Source organism: Planococcus maitriensis (genome assembly GCF_003289925.1).
Lineage (GTDB): Bacteria > Bacillota > Bacilli > Bacillales_A > Planococcaceae > Planococcus > Planococcus maitriensis.
In genome coordinates this window covers 411,627-431,310 of the sequence record NZ_QLZQ01000001.1, presented here as the reverse complement: position 1 = coordinate 431,310, position 19,684 = coordinate 411,627, and the positions used below count along the sequence as shown (strand labels likewise).

At 50.2% G+C, this 19,684-nt stretch carries 23 protein-coding genes; 11 read left to right on the top strand and 12 right to left on the bottom strand.

Annotation, left to right across the window (positions count from 1 at the left end):
* Entirely contained in the window at window positions 1-834 is an 834-nt protein-coding gene (speE, locus tag DP119_RS02105; protein ID WP_112230405.1) for a spermidine synthase, read from the bottom strand.
* A 428-nt stretch (window positions 835-1,262) separates the two neighbouring features.
* Window positions 1,263-1,778, bottom strand: a complete 516-nt coding sequence (locus DP119_RS02100) for a YwhD family protein (RefSeq protein ID WP_112230403.1) — start codon at window positions 1,776-1,778, stop codon at window positions 1,263-1,265.
* A 64-nt stretch (window positions 1,779-1,842) separates the two neighbouring features.
* Here DP119_RS02100 and DP119_RS02095 point away from each other — a divergent pair, with 64 nt between their 5' ends.
* Window positions 1,843-2,028, top strand: coding sequence for a 2-hydroxymuconate tautomerase (locus DP119_RS02095; RefSeq protein WP_112230401.1), 186 nt, complete (start codon window positions 1,843-1,845; stop codon window positions 2,026-2,028).
* Window positions 2,029-2,440: 412 nt separating this feature from the next.
* Here the strand turns inward: DP119_RS02095 and DP119_RS02090 are convergent, their stop codons facing one another.
* Genes DP119_RS02090 through lipL form a run of 3 tightly spaced genes read right to left on the bottom strand, consistent with a single transcriptional unit; the run spans window position 2,441 to window position 5,122 of the window.
* Window positions 2,441-2,947, bottom strand: coding sequence for a YwgA family protein (locus DP119_RS02090; RefSeq protein WP_112230399.1), 507 nt, complete (start codon window positions 2,945-2,947; stop codon window positions 2,441-2,443).
* Window positions 2,948-4,252, bottom strand: coding sequence for an HD domain-containing protein (locus tag DP119_RS02085; RefSeq protein WP_112230397.1), 1,305 nt, complete (start codon window positions 4,250-4,252; stop codon window positions 2,948-2,950). It lies immediately after the preceding gene.
* Between the two features lie 48 nt (window positions 4,253-4,300).
* On the bottom strand, window positions 4,301-5,122 hold the full coding sequence (gene lipL, locus DP119_RS02080; protein ID WP_112230395.1) for an octanoyl-[GcvH]:protein N-octanoyltransferase: 822 nt from the start codon (window positions 5,120-5,122) through the stop codon (window positions 4,301-4,303).
* 172 nt (window positions 5,123-5,294) lie between these two features.
* On the opposite strand from lipL, the gene hemQ reads away from it, so the two are divergent.
* The gene (gene hemQ / locus DP119_RS02075; protein WP_112230393.1) at window positions 5,295-6,044 is read left to right on the top strand and encodes a hydrogen peroxide-dependent heme synthase; all 750 of its coding nucleotides are present in this window, start codon (window positions 5,295-5,297) and stop codon (window positions 6,042-6,044) included.
* A 168-nt stretch (window positions 6,045-6,212) separates the two neighbouring features.
* Complete coding sequence (locus tag DP119_RS02070; RefSeq protein ID WP_112230392.1) at window positions 6,213-7,241, top strand: beta-carotene 15,15'-monooxygenase; 1,029 nt, start codon at window positions 6,213-6,215, stop codon at window positions 7,239-7,241.
* Between the two features lie 61 nt (window positions 7,242-7,302).
* Here the strand turns inward: DP119_RS02070 and DP119_RS02065 are convergent, their stop codons facing one another.
* The 4 genes from DP119_RS02065 to DP119_RS02050 all read right to left on the bottom strand — a co-directional run bounded on the left by DP119_RS02065 (window position 7,303) and on the right by DP119_RS02050 (window position 9,981).
* A complete protein-coding gene (locus DP119_RS02065) occupies window positions 7,303-8,394 on the bottom strand; it encodes an acyltransferase (RefSeq protein ID WP_112230390.1) in 1,092 nt (363 codons plus the stop codon).
* 186 nt (window positions 8,395-8,580) lie between these two features.
* Window positions 8,581-8,958 carry a DUF423 domain-containing protein gene (locus DP119_RS02060; protein ID WP_112230388.1) on the bottom strand — a complete coding sequence of 126 codons (378 nt, stop codon included), beginning with the start codon at window positions 8,956-8,958 and terminating at the stop codon, window positions 8,581-8,583.
* Window positions 8,959-8,979: 21 nt separating this feature from the next.
* Entirely contained in the window at window positions 8,980-9,246 is a 267-nt protein-coding gene (locus DP119_RS02055; protein WP_112230386.1) for a YwdI family protein, read from the bottom strand.
* Window positions 9,247-9,306: 60 nt separating this feature from the next.
* Complete coding sequence (locus tag DP119_RS02050; RefSeq protein WP_112230384.1) at window positions 9,307-9,981, bottom strand: uracil-DNA glycosylase; 675 nt, start codon at window positions 9,979-9,981, stop codon at window positions 9,307-9,309.
* A gap of 129 nt (window positions 9,982-10,110) precedes the next feature.
* Between DP119_RS02050 and DP119_RS02045 the strand changes: the two genes are divergently transcribed.
* Both DP119_RS02045 and pdxK read left to right on the top strand, forming a co-directional pair.
* Window positions 10,111-10,365 (top strand): hypothetical protein, encoded by a 255-nt coding sequence (locus DP119_RS02045; RefSeq protein ID WP_112230382.1) that lies wholly within the window; start codon window positions 10,111-10,113, stop codon window positions 10,363-10,365.
* 60 nt (window positions 10,366-10,425) lie between these two features.
* Window positions 10,426-11,259 (top strand): pyridoxine/pyridoxal/pyridoxamine kinase, encoded by an 834-nt coding sequence (pdxK, locus tag DP119_RS02040; RefSeq protein WP_112230380.1) that lies wholly within the window; start codon window positions 10,426-10,428, stop codon window positions 11,257-11,259.
* 116 nt (window positions 11,260-11,375) lie between these two features.
* Here pdxK and DP119_RS02035 read toward each other — a convergent pair whose 3' ends face one another.
* The gene (locus DP119_RS02035) at window positions 11,376-12,386 is read right to left on the bottom strand and encodes an ABC transporter permease (protein ID WP_112230378.1); all 1,011 of its coding nucleotides are present in this window, start codon (window positions 12,384-12,386) and stop codon (window positions 11,376-11,378) included.
* Entirely contained in the window at window positions 12,387-13,250 is an 864-nt protein-coding gene (locus tag DP119_RS02030; RefSeq protein WP_240616358.1) for an ABC transporter permease subunit, read from the bottom strand.
* A 135-nt stretch (window positions 13,251-13,385) separates the two neighbouring features.
* Between DP119_RS02030 and DP119_RS02025 the strand changes: the two genes are divergently transcribed.
* The 3 genes from DP119_RS02025 to DP119_RS02015 all read left to right on the top strand — a co-directional run bounded on the left by DP119_RS02025 (window position 13,386) and on the right by DP119_RS02015 (window position 16,154).
* Entirely contained in the window at window positions 13,386-13,736 is a 351-nt protein-coding gene (locus tag DP119_RS02025) for a YojF family protein (protein WP_112230376.1), read from the top strand.
* A gap of 12 nt (window positions 13,737-13,748) precedes the next feature.
* On the top strand, window positions 13,749-14,429 hold the full coding sequence (bshB2, locus tag DP119_RS02020; RefSeq protein ID WP_112230374.1) for a bacillithiol biosynthesis deacetylase BshB2: 681 nt from the start codon (window positions 13,749-13,751) through the stop codon (window positions 14,427-14,429).
* 372 nt (window positions 14,430-14,801) lie between these two features.
* Window positions 14,802-16,154: a YjiH family protein gene (locus DP119_RS02015; protein WP_112230372.1), complete on the top strand. Its 1,353-nt coding sequence runs from the start codon at window positions 14,802-14,804 to the stop codon at window positions 16,152-16,154.
* Window positions 16,155-16,203: 49 nt separating this feature from the next.
* On the opposite strand, the gene DP119_RS02010 is transcribed toward DP119_RS02015, so the two are convergent.
* Window positions 16,204-17,148: an L-threonine 3-dehydrogenase gene (locus DP119_RS02010; protein WP_112230370.1), complete on the bottom strand. Its 945-nt coding sequence runs from the start codon at window positions 17,146-17,148 to the stop codon at window positions 16,204-16,206.
* A 239-nt stretch (window positions 17,149-17,387) separates the two neighbouring features.
* Between DP119_RS02010 and DP119_RS02005 the strand changes: the two genes are divergently transcribed.
* The 3 genes from DP119_RS02005 to DP119_RS01995 are packed head-to-tail and all read left to right on the top strand — an operon-like array spanning window position 17,388 to window position 19,675.
* The gene (locus tag DP119_RS02005) at window positions 17,388-18,206 is read left to right on the top strand and encodes an amino acid ABC transporter substrate-binding protein (RefSeq protein WP_112230368.1); all 819 of its coding nucleotides are present in this window, start codon (window positions 17,388-17,390) and stop codon (window positions 18,204-18,206) included.
* Window positions 18,193-18,894 (top strand): amino acid ABC transporter permease, encoded by a 702-nt coding sequence (locus DP119_RS02000; RefSeq protein WP_101191360.1) that lies wholly within the window; start codon window positions 18,193-18,195, stop codon window positions 18,892-18,894. Before DP119_RS02005 ends, DP119_RS02000 begins: the two co-directional genes overlap by 14 nt.
* 31 nt (window positions 18,895-18,925) lie before the next feature.
* Entirely contained in the window at window positions 18,926-19,675 is a 750-nt protein-coding gene (locus DP119_RS01995) for an amino acid ABC transporter ATP-binding protein (protein WP_112230366.1), read from the top strand.
* Window positions 19,676-19,684 lie beyond the last annotated feature (9 nt).

The following is a 19,684-nucleotide window of genomic DNA, read 5'->3' as shown; positions in this document are numbered from 1 at the left end:
TTATTCACCCGTCAAATCTTTCACGAATTTCGGCAAGACGAATGCCGCATTGTGCAATTCCGGCGTATAGTATTTCGTTTCGATATCGTGGAAACGCTCTGCCGGCACTTCCAGCGGGTTGTATTTTTTCGAACCGATCGTGAACGACCACAGGCCGCTCGGGTATGTCGGGATGTTCGCAAGGTACAGTTTCGTGATCGGGAAAATCTCTCTGACATCGCTTTGCACTTGCTTGATCAAGTCTGGCGTGAACCATGGGTTGTCGGATTGTGCCACAAAGATGCCGTCTTCTTTCAAGGCTTTCGAGATGCCAGCGTAGAAGCCTTTCGAGAACAAGTTCACTGCCGGCCCGACTGGTTCAGTGGAATCGACCATGATGACGTCGTATTCGTTTTCCGCTTCCGCAATGTGCATGAAGCCGTCGCCGACGATCACTTCCACGCGCTCATCTTCAAGTCCTGACGCGATCGATGGCAGGAATTTCTTTGAATACTCGATGACTTTGCCGTCAATATCGACAAGTGTCGCTTTTTTCACGGACGGGTGTTTCAGGATTTCACGGATGACGCCGCCGTCCCCGCCGCCGACAACCAATACGTTCTCAGGGTTCGGATGCGTGAACAGCGGGACGTGTGCCACCATTTCGTGATAGACGAATTCGTCTTTTTCGGAAGTCATGACCATGCCGTCCAAGAACAGCATATTGCCCCATTCCGCCGTTTCAGCCATCTCTAAATATTGGAAATCCGTTTGCTCCGTGTGAAGCGTTTTATTGATTTTCATTGTAATGCCGAAATTTTCGGTTTGTTTTTCGGTATACCAGAATCCTGCCATGTATAATCAAACTCCTTTATTCATCAGATTGAAATCACTTTTCAAAGTATAAGTGTTTTCCGCAAAAGTGCAATACTATTTTCCGCCACTTTTCTTTACCCGATTCGGCGCAGACTATGCATGGTGAATGCAGACTATGCCCGTCGAAGTGGCATGGGCTGGATTCTGCTTCATTGCATGCAAAAAGGTTTTCTGCAAAGGGAATCGATTCCCTGCACAGAAAACCTTTTTGGCCTGATGGGCGCGGAGAAAGTGACATGAGGCATTGGGCTTGGGTTTGTCGCAATGGCTCACAGCACTTGCCCGCTATCAGGTGTCCTAGCTTTCTAGATGAAAAGCTGTACTCTCAGTTTACTTTCTTTTCGGCTCAACTTCAACTGCCGGAAGGGCCGAATTTCATCTTTCACATTTCGTTCAAGAATCCATGCTTATTGTGACAAGTCATGATGCAATTGTTCCGAGCTGCGTTCCCACATTTCCGGATTGTGGGTCTTCAAATAATCGGCGAGCACTTTTTTCGACGGCGCGTCCATATGGTCGACAATGATTTTTCGCTTCATCGACTTGTCCATCAAGTTGACATGGTCCGCCAAGATTTTGTAGCCGCGCCGCTTTTCGCGGTTAACGACCATTTCGCATGCCGTGACACCGGCATAATAAGGCCCTGCCGGATTGAAATCGATGGTGATCCAAACAAGCCAATAATCTTTTCCGCCTGCGGAGTCTTCGCGGTTCGTCGTGAATTTGATGCCGCGTTCGGTCTGGCTTCTCGCGTGCATCGCGCCGATATCAAGCACCGCGTCCTGTTCTTCGACATCGATGATGAGCGGCGAAACGTTCTCCAGTGACAAGGAACCGATGCCGTAGCCTTTGTGCCCGTCTGTCGGATCGTCTTTTATGATGGTGAATCCCAATTTCTTTTTGGGCTTTTCTTCATTTGCCATTTGTACAATTCCTCCATTCTGATATGATAATCCTAACATCCAATGAAAAGGAGCTGCATCCATTATGCCATACGTAACTGTAAAAATGATCGAAGGACGCACCGCTGAACAAAAACGCGCGCTTGTCGAGAAAGTGACGGCCGCGGTTTCCGAAACGACCGGCGCCCCGGCTGAAAAGGTTGTCGTCTTCCTCGAAGACTTGAAGAAAAGCGAATACGCCGTCAACGGCAAGCTGTTGAGCGAAGAGTAGGCAAAAACTCCCCTTGGGGAGTTTTTTTATGCGCAAATAAATGGGCTCAACCCACTGTACCCGTCCAGCCCCTTCCGCTTGGTTTCTAATTTAAGGGTGGGAGAAAATCTATGTTGCTTTTTCACCAAAGGATTCGACACAGCAGCTATCGCAGTATAAGTCTTCTATAAGAAAAGATGGCAATAGCTGGCGCTATTCGACTGCGCTACAGGGGCTGCTTGCCGTGGGGCGGGTGTTGAGCCAAGGCGGAAAAGCACCGCCTTTGTCTCGCCAGCCCGCTCGGTCCCACAGGCGTCAGCCCCTTCCGCTCCGTCTCTAGTTTTAGAGCTGAATAGAAATTTTATCACATTCTCAACTACTCATGCTGAATATAAAAGAAACAACATAACTAACTATCCTGCTGCGTGCAGTTTTATGCGAGCTTCAATTGCTCGAGTTCGCCGAGAAAACGATAGGCTTCCTCGATTTCGGCTTCAGTGAAGTTGAGCTTGCCTTTAACGCTATGTAATTTGGCGATCTGCTCATCACGCTCCAGATGGCCGAAGTATAAAAGCGTCGAGGCCAGTTCCAGGAAACGCGCGCTTTTGGCATTGAGCAAAGCGGCGGCTTCAGGATTTTGCGGAATCGACGCGCCGACGGCATTGCGGAATTCCATGCCTTCGTCCGTTACAGCGTATTTATATTGCACATAAGATCCTTTGTCTTCAAGTGCTTCCGATAAAAAGCCCATATCGCACAATTCCTCGATGCGCGCCGTCAATTCTTCCGAGTACGGCCCGTAAATATGGAATTCATATTTCTCCTTGAACGGGACATTGAGCTTTTTCATGATATAGACCATTTTCTGCAGTTTCTTTCGGCCGGTTACTCCTTCGGCCGTCGCGATAAAATCGACGATTCTTGCATGTTCTTGGAGCAACTAAATCCCTCCTTCTCTAAGCATTTCCAGGATTTGCTGCTTGATGGCTTTTTTCTTGCCATCGATAAGCAGTTCCGCCGGAAAGTATAATTTATAATCGGTTCGGCGCTTGCCGGAAATGGCGTCGACGACCTGGGACAGCCGCGACAATTCCTTGATATCGCCGTTTGGCATCAATAATTGGATCGGCAGGCGCTCTTCCTCTTCCCCCGGCCGGTAGAAATCATAGGGCAAATCGGAAGTCGAGTCGTCGATCAAATAATATTCGGGATCGATGCCGGCCTTCTTGAACAAAGCCGCAAGCTCCCCAAGTTTTTTATAATCCGTCCCGGGATCGAAATCGACATACTGGAACAAGCGGCGATTGACGAAGCGGTCGCACAGGTCGGCAAGGATCGGGTCGCGCTCGTTTATCCACAACTGGAAGTAAGTCATCAAGACCCCTTCATCGAGCGCCAGGTAATCGGCCAGTGTGAAGCTGCGGTCGAAAAAGGCGAGAAAATGGGTCGGCGGCTGCTGGAATTGATAGCCGCTTTCGCTCAATTCTTTCGCCCGCTGCAGGATCTTCCTTAAGATGACTTCCGCGCTTCTTGCGACCGGGTGGAAATACACTTGCCAGTACATCTGGTAGCGGCTCATGATGTAATCCTCGACTGCATGCATGCCGCTCGATTTGATGACGACTTGGTCATCGAGCGGCCGCATGACGCGCAAGATGCGTTCCATATCGAAATGGCCGTACGAGACACCCGTATAATACGCGTCGCGCTGCAAATAATCCATCCGGTCGGCATCGATCTGGCTGGAGATGAGCGAGACGACTTGTTTATTGGAATACGTTTTCGCGATGACTTCCGCCACGTGGCCAGGAAAATCAGGCGACACTTTTTTCAAGATGCTGTTCACTTCCGTGTCGCCTGTCAAAATCGCGCGCGTGAATTCCTCGTGGTCGACATTGAAGACTTTTTCAAACGAATGCGAAAACGGGCCATGCCCGAGGTCGTGCAGGAGCGCTGCGCATAATACCGTCAAGCGTTCGCTTTCATCCCATTCCGGCCGTCCGTGGAACACATCGTCCGAGATGCGCCGGACGATTTCATAGACGCCAAGCGAATGGTTGAAGCGGCTATGCTCCGCTCCATGGAACACGAGGTAGGACGTCCCGAGTTGCTTGATACGGCGCAGGCGCTGGAACTCTTTCGAATTGACGAGGTCCCATATCACCTGGTCGCGCACGTGGATATACCGGTGAACCGGATCTTTGAACACTTTTTCTTCAGTTAATTTCTGTGTCGCGTAGCTCACGGGCACTCCTCCTCAAATCGTACTGGTTATTCTACACGAATTGAACGCTCATTCAAGCGTCCGTTCGAGCATTTTTTCATTGCGCTCAAGCACCCGCTTCAAATAGAACGAATACAAATCGAACTCTTCTTCCTGGAGCGGCAGCGGAGCCGGCGAACCGAGCAGCGCATGCAAATCGAGCACCACTTCAGGGACTGTAATGTCGCGGCCGAGCAATTCGCTGAGCGATGCCATCACTGCCGGCTGGATCTCTGGGTAGCTGAACTTCGTCTCTTCCCCTTGCTTGCCCGCTTCGTAGAATTCGCGGATCACTTCCGCCCGCTCCGCGCCGCTTCCTTCGATGCACAGATATACTTGCACCGCGATGCCGCGGCGGATGCGGCGCTGTGAGATGCCCGCGAATTTCCTGCCACCGATGCTCAGGTCGTAACTGCCCGGGCAATACGAACCGACGATTTCGTAAGCATCGATTTCCGCTTCCGGAAACAAGGCTTCAACGAGCTCGACCATCATATCGTAGCCTTGCGGGATGTCGATGGCTCCCTCTTTCTCCGACAGGACGATGGAAATATTCAACACGCCGGAATCCAGGACGACGGCAAGGCCGCCCGAATTGCGGACGATGGCCTGGTAGCCATTATCCTCCAAGACTGCCATCGCTTGATCGATATGCGGCAAGCGATGGTCCTGGATGCCAAGGACGACCGTGTCATCGTGCACCCAGGTCCGGACGGTCGGCGGGCTTTTCTGCGAGCCGACCAGTTCGCATAGCGTATCGTCCGCTGCAAACGATTCGAGCGCCGAGCGCTTGCGCGCGCTCAATGACTGGTCCCAAAAGCGCCAGTTTTTGTCTTCCATAAATAAAGCCATGCTGTCATTCTCCTCTTTTAAGTTCGCTCTTCTCAGTTTACCCTTTTCAGTGCAGGCTGAAAAGGCACTGTGCCCATGTCAAATTGGTGACAGGCCGCATTCGGATAGGAACTTATGTCCTGCATATGATAAACTGTGGAAGAGAGATTCATATAAAAGGAGTGTTCTACTGATGAATGAAGCAGCAATCACATTAGACGGCTGGTACGTGCTCCACGATTTCCGTTCCATGGACTGGGTCGCATGGAAAATGTTGACCGACGAAGAGCGTCAATTCGCGATCGACGAATTCAACGGCTTCATGGAGAAAGTCAATCAAGCCGACGAAAACAAAACCGGTGCCCACGCACTTTATTCCATCATCGGGCAAAAAGCTGATATCATGCTTATGCTTTTGCGTGAAACGATGGACGAATTGCGCGAGCTCGAAACCGAATACAATAAATTGACCTTGATCGCCTACACCGTGCCGACGTATTCCTACGTTTCAGTCGTGGAATTGTCGAACTACCTGTCAGGCGAAAGCAATGAAGATCCTTACCAAAACCCGCATGTCCGCTCGCGCCTGTACCCGGAACTCCAGCGTTCGCAGTATATTTGCTTCTACCCGATGGACAAGCGCCGTGAAGGCAATGACAACTGGTACATGCTGCCGATGCAGGAGCGCAAAGATTTGATGCTGTCACACGGCAAAATCGGCCGCAGCTATGCCGGCAAAGTCAAACAGATCATTTCCGGTTCTGTCGGATTCGACGATTATGAATGGGGCGTCACCTTGTTTGCAGAAGACGTTCTCCAATTCAAGAAGCTCGTCTATGAAATGCGTTTCGACGAAGTATCCGCCCGTTACGGCGAATTCGGCTCGTTCTATGTCGGCACGATTCTCGACAAAGAGAAAACCGAGAAATTCCTCGAAGTATAAATTCAACCATAACGCCGCATCCCTTCATTGGGATGCGGCGTTTTTTTTCATCCACAGAACACCATTGGCATCTCTTCAAAAAAACCCCGTTTTTCTTGTTTTTGCCACATGTCTATCGACACTTCCACCCTCACTTCGGGTATATTAAAAGAAAAATGGGGTGTTTGTATGTTCGTGATGCGCCAGACAAACTATGCAAAATGGGCTTTCGCTTTATTGCTTCTCGTACTCCTCAGCAATTTTTTAGTCTATCGCTCTCCTTTTTCCGCATCCATTGTTCCCGATGACACATTTTGGCTCGTTGCCGGCTCTTTGGTAGATTTCGCCGTAGTCGCGCCATTATTGCTGCTTGCTTCTTTTCGCCTGAACGCCAAACAATTGATCGGATTCATTGCAGCCGGGCTGATCACGGCACGCCTCATCATTCCCGCTCTCTATTTCGAACCGTTTGCCTTGCTGTTCTATTTCGGCCTCGCGATTGAAGTGCTTGTGCTGGCAGCGGAACTGGCCCTACTCGGCTTATTGCTCATCCATATCCCGGGAATCCGGCGTGCCATGGCCGAGCGAGCAGGCAGCCCGCTTTTCACACTGTTTCCAGCAGTGCACGGGAAAATCAAGCCGAACCCACTCATCAATATCCTGCTATCCGAAGCACTCGCTTTCTACTATGCTTTCTTCACTTGGAAAAGGCGGCCGGTCGAGGATGCGACGTCCATCACCCTCCATAAAAATACGAGTTCCATCGCATTTACCGTCATGCTCATCCATGCCATCATCATCGAGACCATCGGCATCCATTGGTGGCTGCACGATAAATCCGCTTTGCTTTCAATTGTCCTGCTCGTCTTGAATATCTATAGCGTCATCTATTTCATCGGTGATATACAGGCTACCCGCTTGAACCCCTTAACCGTCACAAACGGAAACTTGAATGTATCGTTAGGGTTGAACAAACGAATCAGCGTACCCCTCGACTCGATTGGAGCGGTTCGTTGGGGTGCTGAACCTGAAGCCGATGCGCTGGAATTCGTCGCCAAGGATTTTGAAGAAACTGACCCTGAAGTGGTAATCAATTTCAAAATTTCCCAGCAAGCGGTGCTGTTTTTCGGAAAGACGCGCCCAGTCTCGCAAATCGCGCTAAAAGTGGACAATCCTGAAAAATTAAAGCAATTGCTAAGCTCCATAACACGAACATAAAAAGTTGCCTGCACATTGCAGGCAACTTTTTATGTTGTTCATTTTTACTGCCGGGCTTTCATCAAGCTTCCGTTAAGCCCTTATTACCATTATCCGTGGACGGCTTGACCCTTTTGACAGAAGGCACCGTCAATATGACGCGGCCAAACGGCAATTTCTGGACAAGCATGATGATTCCGACCGTAATCGCCATCACCACTACATACCATAGCGGAAATAAGGAAAGCGTCCATACGCCTTCAGGCAAATTGCGCTGCAGCATATTGATGACGAAGGGGTGGATTAAATAGACACCCATCGACATAGCCCCAAGCTTGGATGCTAGAGTATGGAGCAATGGATTTCGTGCGATTTTCCCGGAAATGGCCATGATGAATAAAATGAGGATCGGCAAATTGATGATATTGGAAACCCGGTTGGATCCTATGTAACGTCCCCATTCATATTCGACCGCCGCGAAATAGAGAATCAACAGCACCCCGACGAATAAACCGACTCTCCATTTATACGCCCATCGCTTCGCCGCTTCCCAGTTATAAGCAAGGAAACCGCCGAAGATGAAGAAGAAAATCCATTTCGGCAAAAAGGCGCGCTGTTCCATAATCATCCCAAGCAAACCGTCAAACTGCGACGGGTCCATGAATTTCATCGCGTAAACATGGATGATCGCTGATCCTATCAATGCAATAATCCAAGCCGCCTTGCCCTTGATCAACTGCAACAAAGGGAAAATCAAATAGAATTGCAGCACGATGGAAATGAAATAAAGATGGGAATAGGTCTCCCCGAACGCCACTTCGAATAAAAAGCGCTTGATTCCTGCGTCAAGCGGGTTCGCCCCGAAGACCAGCCAAAGGTAAAACAAATAAAAGGCTGTCCAGAACAGGAAGGGAATGACGATTTTCTGCAAACGCGACGAGAAGAATCGCCGGAAGAAAAACCCTTTGTTCTTCACTTGTAAAAACAATAATAGCCCGCTGACGATGGCAAAGATCGGTGTGCCGAATCGGCTTGCCTGGTTGAGGAATAAAATGACATCCTCCCATTCCCCGCGCTGGACATAATATAACGCCGATACATGGACGAGCACGACCATCAAGCAGCCGACTGCCCTCATCACATGTATGTCAAAAATATGAGCTTGCTGTTTCATATGTATCTACACCCTTATCCGTTAATCAAACCTTATCCATTGTATGACTAGCCATAATAGAGATACAACATATTTACAAAAACTTAACCTAATCTGCTAAAATTTCCATTCTTCTGAGCAATGGAAATGTTCTTGCCAATATAAAAACTGCCTGCATATGCCATGCAGGCAGTTTTCTCCCTCTGATTATAATGCTTTCGACGCTGCGATGATGAGCATAACCCATCCCGCGATGAACGCGACGCCGCCGATGGGCGTGATGGCCCCAAGAACGCTGATGCCCGTCAAGCTCAGGACGTACAGGCTGCCTGAGAAAATCACGATTCCAGCAAGCATCAAATACCCTGCCCAGCTGAGTGAACCGAGCGGGCCGAGGAGCGCCGAGCTCATCAAAATAGCGATGGCGATCAAGCCGATCGAATGGAACATTTGGTATTGCACCGCCGTCTGCCATGTATCCAAATATTTATCCGCTACGCGACCTTCGAGCATATGTGCCCCGAAAGCGCCTAGAGCGACGGACAGCAGCCCATTGACCGCTCCCGCTATCAAGAAAAATTTCATTTGTTTTGTCCTCTTTCCCTGTTAAAATTCAAAAAGCGAATCGCCGTTAGCGCCTTCTTCCTGAAGCCTCGTGGCTGATGGAACCGACTGCGGCCGGTTCACCGGTTCCGCCACTGCAAGCGGCATGGCGCGCGGTTTTTTCGGCGCTTGAATACCGTCTTCGAGAAGCAGGTCGCACAAGGCCCGTATAGCGGCGAGGGATTCCCGGATCTTCTCGGGTTCGCCTTCCCGCGCGCGGGCCGTATGCTTGTCGATTTCGTCTAAAATGCGTGTCGTTTCGATGCCCATTGGTCATGGCCCCCTCTCGCTATTTGTCTTATCCAGTTTACCACGCGCAGGCGCTGTCCGTCAGTCCAGGCAGAAGTCGATCGGCTCCTGGCCGCGCGATTGTAACAGCTTGTTCACTTTTGAGAAGGGCTGGCTTCCGAAAAATCCGCGATGTGCACTGAGTGGGCTCGGATGCGGGGCTTCGATGATGTCGTGGCGTTCGGTATCGATCAGGCGTTTTTTCATCTGCGCCGGTTTGCCCCATAAAATGAAGATAACCGGCGCTTCACGTTCCGATAATTTCCGGATCACTTCATCCGTAAACTGCTCCCATCCTTTTTTCTGGTGCGAATGCGCTTGCCCTTGCCTTACCGTCAAGACGGTGTTGAGCATGAGCACCCCTTGGTCAGACCATTTCGTCAAAGTCCCATCCACCGGCTTTTCACAGCCAATGTCGTCTTCGAGTTCCTTGAAGATATTACGCAGGCTCGGCGGATGTGCGATGCCTGGCTGAACGGAAAAGCTTAAGCCCTGTGCCTGGTTCGGCCCGTGGTATGGATCCTGGCCAAGGATGACCGCCTTGACGTCTTGATAAGCCGTATGTTCAAAAGCATTCCAAATATTTTCTTTTACCGGGTAGATGGTTTCTTTTGCGTATTCTTCTTTGAGGAACTCCCTTAATTCCCGGTAATAGCTTTTGCCGAATTCCCCCCCTAGGATTTCCTGCCAATCATTGCTGAAAATTTGCTTTGCCATGATATCTACTCCTCCGATAAATAACTTTTCTTTTCAATACCCGTTCTCTTTTTCTCTAGTCTTCTTCGTCTGCAAGCGCTTCAATTTGCCCCCCCGCCGTGTTACGATGGAGAAAAGGGGCGGAATCATATGGCAGACTGGCGGCAACGAATCTCTGATATTTCCAAAACGAAAGGCGATAGTGCACCTGAAAGCGCAAAACGCGCCGGCATGGGCTGCCTGATCGGCTTGATTGTTATAGCAGCCATTTTGACATTGGTGATGGCTTTGGGCCTCTTCACTAGCGGCCACTGGGTGATCGGGGGCTTCACGCTTGCCTTTTCGCTGGCTTCTATCGCGACAGCCCTTGCTTTAGCTTGGCCGCACAGGCCCAAACCTTTGTAAAAGATGCAAAATTTCTATAAAATTAGCTCAATGACTAAATAGCCTAAAGGAGATTGACTTATGACACTCAAAAAGACACTCACCATCGCAGGATCCGATACTTCCGGCGGCGCTGGCATCCAGGCCGACCTGAAGACGTTCCAGGAACACGGCACTTACGGCATGAACGCACTTACGGTCATCGTCACGATGGACCCGGACAATCATTGGAGCCACGGCATCCACCCAATCGCTCTCGATACGCTTGATGCCCAATTGAAAACAGCGTTCTCGACTGGGATCGACGCCTTGAAGACCGGCATGTTGCCGACCGTCGATATCATCGAAATGGCTGGCAAGGCCATCGAAGCATCCGGCATCACCGATGTTGTCATCGACCCGGTGATGGCATGCAAAGGCGAAGACGAAGTACTGTTCCCTGAAAACGTCGATGCGATGGTCAAATACTTGCTGCCGAATGCAAAAGTCGTAACACCGAACCTCGTCGAAGCCGGCCAATTATCCGGTCTCGGCACGCTTCACACGGTTGAAGACCTTCAAAAAGCGGCGGAAAAGATCCATGCACACGGCGCGAAATTCGTCGTCATCAAAGGCGGCAAGCAATTGAAGCATGAAAAAGCAGCCGACCTATTATACGACGGGGAAAAACATTACCTATTGACGGCTGAGAAAACCGACACGACCTACAACCATGGCGCCGGCTGTACATTCGCCGCGGCAATCACAGCCAATCTGGCTAACGGCCAATCGGTCAAAGATGCGGTCTACAACGCGAAAATCTTCGTCTCTACAGCGATTGCACATGGCTGGAAGCTCAATGAATATGTCGGCCCTGTCATGCATGGCGCTGCGAATAAATTCCACAAAGCTGAAGTCGAGGTTGTGGAATTGTAAGTCAATAAGATATAAAAGGAGGGCGCCTGGGCGCCCTCCTTTTATATTGCCGTATTCCGACTGGAAATGTTTCGCCCGCGAACTCTCTCCTTGGGTGAATGTTCATATATGCAGATTCATTTAGGGAAATCTTCATTTTTCAACCGGACCATTTTTTCACGCAGCTGTTGCCGGTTCCAATCGACCACTGGCTCGTCTTGTGCCGTTTGGCGGGTTCTTTTGATGTCCGGATTTTTCGAACGCAAATAGCCTTCCATCATCAAGGATACCGAGAAGATGGCCAGCCCGATAAACAACACTGGCATAAGCGGCAGCCACGGCGCCCCTTGCAGATAGCGGAAAGTCGAGCCGAACAGTCCTGCCCATTCATAGGAAATCGACATCGGCGGGTCCCCGAACAACGGGTCATAGCTGACTTTGGTGCCGCCGAGAAACAGATTCAGCAAGCCGAGATGCGCAAGGACGATAAAGGTTTCCATCACTTGCTGGCCGTACAGAACAGCGATTTTCTCGCGCATTTGCGGATACAGATGCTTGCGGATGATGCGAAAACGCCCGGCGCCGAGTGTCTTGGCGGCGAGTATGTATTCCTTGTCCCTGAGCAATGCCGCTTCATTGGCGATGAGGATCGACACGATCGGCACCGTCAATAGCGCCATCATCACCACTTGTATGGCAATGCGTTCCCATAATGTGGTCGAAAACCCTTCCTCCGGCATCCACAATACCGGTGTCAGCACATAAGCCGCGAACAAAGTCAGCGGGATATAATGCATCGAATCGGCAAAGCTTGAAAGCCATTTGCGATGCTTGTCCAAATAAGTGCCGAGTAGGTAACCGGCAGGCACAGCGATCAGCATGCGCGAGGCAGCTACGGCCAATGCGGCCAGGATGGTGTATTTGGCGCCGAGCATCAGTTTCCCGAGCAAGTCATAGCCGTATTGGTCTGTCCCGAGCGGATACTGCCAGCTTGGTGAAAGAGGGGCTCCTTCCACCGCCCGGCCGTTTTCCATCACGTAATGGATTTGACGGGGGACATTTCCCCAAATCCATTCATAGACAAAACTGCCGGCGAGGAAAAAGGCGAGAATGCTGAAGCCGATGACAAAATAAGGCTGCTTCCACATTTACCCCACCGCCTTTTGGTTCCGGCGGGAAACGAAAAACCATTCGCCGAATGCATATAGCAGGAACATCGGCAGGAAAAAGCTGAAGATGGTGACCAAAAAGCCCATCGGATGCATATTGCCGCTCAGAAACAACATGATGCCTGGAAGATTGAACATCAATTCCAATACAAACAGGTTCGACAGCATGAACCACATCGTCTTTTTGGACTGGAAAAAGACGCTGATGATTGCATTGCGGAACATATGGACGAGCACGATGTACACTTTTGAAAAGCCGAGTGCGCGCGCCAGTTCCACATACATTTGGCGCTCTTCTTCCTGGAACGTCAGCATCGACAGGCGATACAGCTGAATCGTCGGCAAAATGGCGAGGCACAGGACCGGCAACCAGTAGATGCGGTCATCCCCAGCCACAGCGATTTTCGACACCAAAATGCCCGTCTGCTTGAAAAACGCGATGACCAGAAGCTGCGCCAGCATGATGATCAGGAGATCCGGGATCGATTCCAAAAAATAAAGCGCCATCTTCACCCGTTCGCGCACTTTTTCCTGCAGCAGCATCGTCATGACCGTCAAGGCCACCGAGACGGCAACCGCCACGATCAAAGCCAGAAATAAAATTTCAAGCGAATAGGCGATATAGGCGAAGACATTCGGGAATAACGCCATTTCCTGTCCCGCCCTGAAATTAAAAAAGGCGATGTCGCCAATCGGCCAAAGCCCCTCCAACGTGGTTCGGATGGATTCGAAATATACTTGCCATCTCCACTCACCCACCAGCCATCCCGCAATCAGGAGCGGCAAGCTGCCGGCCAGGATGATTCCGGCAATGGCTATCAAAATATTCAATAAGGCTTTCATGTTCCCCATCCTTTTTTGGAAAATTCCTTCTTCCCCCATTCTATCATTATTCTGTTCTCCCTAGAGCGTAGGAATCGCATTCATCCGCAGAGTTCCTTATACTGATAGAATACCGATTTAATTAGGAGGCACACCATGGAACTAGTAGAAGTCAACCAACTCCAAGCGGCGATCGATTCATTCGCCGGCAAGGATGTCTACCTTCACCTGGAAACGACGAATGGCAGCTACGCCAGCCATTTCAATGAAGGCTTTTTTAATGCCGGGGCATTCATCCGCAATGTCGTCATCAACTTCGAATTGGGCAAAGTCGTAGGCGACAGCCCGCACCGCGTCGGGCTGAAACTCCCGCAAGGCTGGGTTTATGCACAAGGCATTACCCATTTTGAAATCGATGAACAAGGCCGTTTGCTGCTCGCAGGGCATGACGGATCTGGAAAATTGGCGGTGGCGCTGCAGCTCAGCGAAACACCGTTCAGCTATTAAGGAGGAATTTCAATGACCATCCCGAAAGAACGACATGTACTGGTCATCTTCCCCCACCCCGACGACGAAGCGTTCGGAGTGTCGGGAACGATCACGACCCACATCCAACAAGGAACGCCCGTTACATACGCCTGTTTGACGCTTGGCGAAATGGGCCGCAACCTCGGCAACCCGCCGTTTGCGACGCGTGAATCTTTGCCTGCCATCCGCAAGAAAGAACTTCTCGCATCCGCCGAAGCGATGGGCTTGACGGATTTGCGCATGATGGGCCTTCGCGACAAGACCCTTGAATTCGAAGACGATGAGAAAATGGTCCGCATGATGGAAGAGCTGATCGAAGAAACCAACCCTTCCTTGATCATCACGTTCTATCCCGATTTCGCGGTGCATCCTGACCACGAAGCAACGGCACGCGCCGTCGTACGAGCTGTCCGCCGCATGGAAGACCGCCCGAAACTCCATTGCGTGGCGTTCGCCAACAATACGCTGGATGTGCTCGGCCAGCCTGACATCGTCTATGATATCAAGGACGTACGCGAGCATAAGATGAATTCGATGAAAGCGCATATCTCGCAAACCGCCTGGATGCTCGAGGAAATGGAGCATAAGCTGCAAAATGGCGATACCGAAACCGAGAACTGGCTGACCCTTGAACGGTTCTATACTTACCGTTGGGACCAGGATTTCGAATAAGTTCCTAAATCGAATCCCGCCCCGCATGATTTTTTTGTCATGCGGGGCGGGATTTTTTTGTCATGCGGGGCGGGATTTTTTTTATGATCGGCCTTCGGCTAGCCCAGGCATCACCAATAAATCCTGGAAACCCGGCACAAGCCCCGCTAACCTGTTCCGGCCATCCACCCTTAAAAGCGGATATATGAATACATAACGCCAATATTATCCATATTCAGCACTAAGTTTTTCTTTCTTAAAAATACTATTATTTTCTGTCGTTTTCAGATAATATAAACATTACTAATGACAGCGATTTCAAAGGGGAAAGTGTTGTATAATTAGTATAATTTTCGTTTAATCATACAATAAAGAGAAAAGGGGAATACTATTTTGAAAAAGTTTTCAGCTTCTACTTGGTTATTATTCCTGATTCCTTCGTTACTGGGGATCCTTTTGTTCCTCATCCCGATTCCGACGGATGAAGGCTGGAAAGTCACGATTGCCGTACTGGCTGATCTCATGGCTGGGGCAATCGAATCGTTTGTCCCTTGGGTCGTTCTCGCCATCCTGGTGATTGCCGCAGTCGGCTCGTTGCTCTTTATCGGCAAAAAGGAAAATACATCCGATACCGTCCCATTTTTCGAGAAATTGTTCAACGTCAACCTGTTCTGGACATTGACGCGGGTTGTCGCTGCTGTTTTTGCTTTCATGGTATTATTCCAAGTCGGTCCTGAGCCAGTTTGGAACGAAAATACAGGCGGCTTGCTGTTGTCAGGAAGCGGACTGCTTTCATTCCTATTCACGATCTTCCTTTTTGCCGGCCTGTTCTTGCCGCTTTTGATGAACTTCGGCCTGCTTGAGTTTTTCGGCACCATGATGGTCAAAATCATGCGCCCTCTATTCCGCCTCCCGGGCCGTTCTTCTATTGATGCGCTTGCCTCATGGGTCGGCGATGGCACGATCGGTGTCCTGCTGACGAGCAAGCAATATGAAGACAATAAATACACACAGCGCGAGGCCGCGATTATCGGAACGACCTTCTCTGTCGTCTCGATCACGTTTGCCATCGTTGTTATCGAAGAAATCGGCCTTGGCTCTTATTTCCTTCCATATTACGGTACCGTTATTCTTGCCGGATTGATCTTGGCGCTCATTATGCCGCGCATTTATCCGCTGGCACAGAAAAAAACGGAATTCATGGATGGCTCACCGCAGGAATCGGTTTCTGAAGATGTGCCGAATGGGCAAGGCCTGGCATCACATGGCCTTGAAAAAGCGCTTGAAAAAGCGGACCGCAACCGCTCTGTCGCCAATTTTTTCACAGATGGCATGAAGAATGTATTGGACATGTGGATTGGTGTAGCGCCTGTCGTCATGGCTTTCGGTACGATCGCCTTGATCCTCGCTGAATACACGTCGACTTTCGTCATTCTCGGCGCACCGTTCGAGCCGTATTTGAACCTTCTTGGCGTGCCTGAAGCCGCTGAAGCCGCGCAATTGATGGTCGTCGGCTTTGCCGATATGTTCCTGCCGGCCATTCTCGGTGCAGGCATCGAATCCGAAATGACCCGCTTTGTCGTCGCGACCATGTCCGTTACGCAATTAATCTATATGTCCGAAGTCGGGGGCTTGTTGCTCGGCTCCAAAATCCCGGTCAATATTTTCGATTTGATCGTCGTCTTCCTTTTGCGCACAGTCATCGCTTTGCCGATCGTCGTCGGTGTCGCACATTTATTATTCTAATCACTTCATGCAAAAGGCGCTTTTCCAGTTTCGGAAAAGCGCCTTTTCATTATGCCTGCTGTAATTTTTGCTTCAGTTTTTCCAGCATGTCCGCCGTCATGGCATCCAAATCATACTCTGTTTTGAAGTTCCATTCGTCTTTTGCAGCGCTGGCGTCGATATTGTCCGGCCAGCTGTCTGCGATTGCCTGGCGCGCCGGGTCGACGTCATAGTTCAGCTTGAAATCCGGGAGATGCTTACGGATCGAAGCCGCGATTTCTTCGGGTTCAAAGCTCATCGCCGTGACGTTGAATGCGTTGCGGTGCACGAGCTTATCTGCATCGGCTTCCATCAAGTCGATGATAGCCTGAAGCGCATCCGGCATGTACATCATGTCCATGCGGGTGCCTTCTGCGATATAGGAAGTGTAGCTGCCTTTTTCGATTGCCTGGTAATAGATATCTACGGCATAGTCTGTCGTTCCGCCGCCTGGAGGCGCAACGTTCGAGATCAAGCCAGGGAAACGAAGGCCGCGGGTATCGACGCCGAATTTCGTGAAGTAATAATCGCAAAGCAATTCCCCCGCTACCTTATTGACGCCGTACATCGTCGTCGGGCGTTGAAGCGTGTCTTGCGGAGTGTCGTTTTTCGGCGTTGAGGGGCCGAATGCGCCGATCGAGCTCGGCGTGAAAAATTGCATATCGAGTTCACGGGCTGCTTCAAGGGCATTGACCAATCCGCCCATATTCAAGTTCCATGCAAGCAGCGGCTTTTCTTCTGCAGTCGCAGACAATAGCGCTGCCATATGGATCATCGTATCCGCATTGAAGTCACGCGCTAAAGTGAGCATGCGTTCTGCGTCCGTTACGTCCAAAAGTTCAAATGGCCCGTCCTGATTATCGGATGGCCGGATATCGGTTGCCAATACATTTTCCGCACCATATGTGTCGCGCAATTTGCCTACTAATTCCGAGCCGATTTGCCCTAAAGCTCCTGTCACCATGATTCGTTTCATTTTCAAGCACTCCTTTTCTATAAAACATTTGTCCGCCCTAAAAAGACATTTTTATCTTTCTAAATGCTTTCATATCAACCTTTTCGTTAGAGTCATTATAAATTGTTCTCTTTAAAAAAACAATGGCTTTTGCTTATTTTGCTCCGCTGATTAAACCTACTATACAGGTAAGCTTTATTATGCTTAAATAGAACAACAACGCCATAAAGGCAATAATTTAACGAAATGGGGAACCATCGATGAAGAAACAATGGGCATTTTTGCCGATCGGTGCAGCTGCATTATTCCTAGCAGCTTGCGGCTCTTCCGATAATGCAGACAACACAGACTCGGGCAGCAGCACAGAAGGCGAAACGGACTTGCTTGCTGAAATCCAGGAAGAAGGAACTTTGGTCATCGGCACTGAAGGAACATACCCTCCTTTCACATTCCATGATGACAGCGGAGAATTGACAGGGTTTGACGTAGAAATCGCCCGTGAAGTCGCTGAACGCCTCGGCGTCGAAGCCGAATTCCTCGAAACGCAATGGGATGCAATGTTTGCAGGTCTCGATGCAGAGCGTTTTGACATGGTCGCCAACCAAGTCGGCATTAACGAAGAACGCCAGGAAAGCTATGATTTTTCAGATCCATACATCACTTCGACGGCAGTTCTCGTCGTAGCCGAAGGCAATGAAGAAATCCAAAGCTTCGATGATTTGGAAGGCAAGCTCTCGGCACAGTCATTGACAAGCAATTACGCCGAAATGGCTACTTCTTACGGCGCAGAGCTTGAAGGCGTTGAAGGCTTTAACCAGGCAATCGAATTATTGGTATCAGGACGTGTCGATGCGACAGTCAACGACAACTTGACTGTGCTTGATTTCCAGAACCAGCGTCCGGATGCGGGCATTAAAGTAGTCGATGAATCTGGCGATGCGGCGCAAAGCGCGTTATTGTTCAGAAAAGGCAATGACACCTTCGTTGAAGCAGCAAATGAGGCACTTGCTGAAATGATCGAAGATGGCACATACGAAGAAATCTCTAATAAGTGGTTCGGCGAAAATGTACTTGAATAGTATTTTCTCAAACCCTGAACGGTTGGAGCGGCTCGGCGACATCGCCCAGTCCTCCTTCTTGCCTTTGATCGAAGCGGCTGTGCAATTCACTTTGCCGCTTTCGGTCATTTCTTTTATCCTCGGGCTATTCCTGGCCATCGTCACTGCGCTTGCCCGCATCTCCACCGTCCGGATTTTCCAATGGATTGCGCGCGTCTATGTCTCGATCATCCGAGGAACGCCGCTTCTCGTCCAATTGTTCATCCTGTTTTACGGCTTGCCGACGATCGGCGTCACCATCGACCCCTTCCCGGCTGCCGTCATCGGATTCTCATTGAACGTCGGCGCCTATGCTTCGGAAGTCATCCGTGCGGCGATTTTGTCGATTCCTAAAGGCCAATGGGAAGCAGCCGATACAATCGGCATGTCCTATTCCCAAACTTTGCGGCGCGTGATTTTGCCTCAAGCATCACGCGTCTCGGTCCCACCGCTATCAAATACTTTCATCAGCCTGGTCAAGGACACATCCCTTGCCGCGTTGATCTTGGTGACGGAAATGTTCCGCGTCGCCCAGCAGATCGCTGCAACCAATTACGAATTCCTGCTTCTTTACGGGCAAGCGGCATTGATCTACTGGATCATTTGCTTCTCGCTGTCACTCGTCCAAGGACGATTGGAAAACCGCTTTGACCGTTATGTTTCCCGTTAAATCCAGATCGATCCATAGATAGGAGTTTATTATGATTTCAATTAAAAATTTGCATAAAAGCTTCGGCGAGCTGGAAGTGCTTAAAGGCATCGACCTCGACGTCGAAAAAGGGCAGACCATTGTCGTCATCGGCCCTTCCGGTTCAGGGAAGACCACATTTCTTCGCTGCCTCAACATCCTTGAGAAGCCGAGCGCCGGTACTGTTGAAATCGGCGGGCTTGTCGCTGATTTCTCGAAGCCGATGTCCAAAAAGCAGATCACGGCATTCCGTAAGCAATCGGCGATGGTGTTCCAGCATTACAACCTGTTTCCTCATATGACCGTGCTCGACAATATCATGGAAGGGCCGGTAACCGTCCAGAAAAAAGGGAAAGCACAGGCGAAAGAAAAAGCCTTGGCGCTGCTCGAGAAAGTCGGATTGTCGGACAAAGCCGATTCCTACCCGTACCAGCTGTCAGGCGGACAGCAGCAGCGCGTCGGCATCGCCCGCGCGCTGGCACTCGAACCGAAAGTCATGCTGTTCGATGAGCCAACTTCCGCACTTGACCCGGAACTCGTCGGTGAAGTGTTGCAAGTCATGAAAGATTTGGCACAAGAAGGCATGACGATGGTCGTCGTAACCCATGAAATGCGTTTCGCGAAAGGCGCCGCCGACGAAGTGCTGTTCATGGACAGTGGAAGGATTGTCGAACGCGGCACACCGGACGCCGTGTTCAATCGACCTCAGGAAGAACGCACCAAACGCTTCTTGAATTTAATTCAAGACACGGATACCATTTAAACAAAGAAA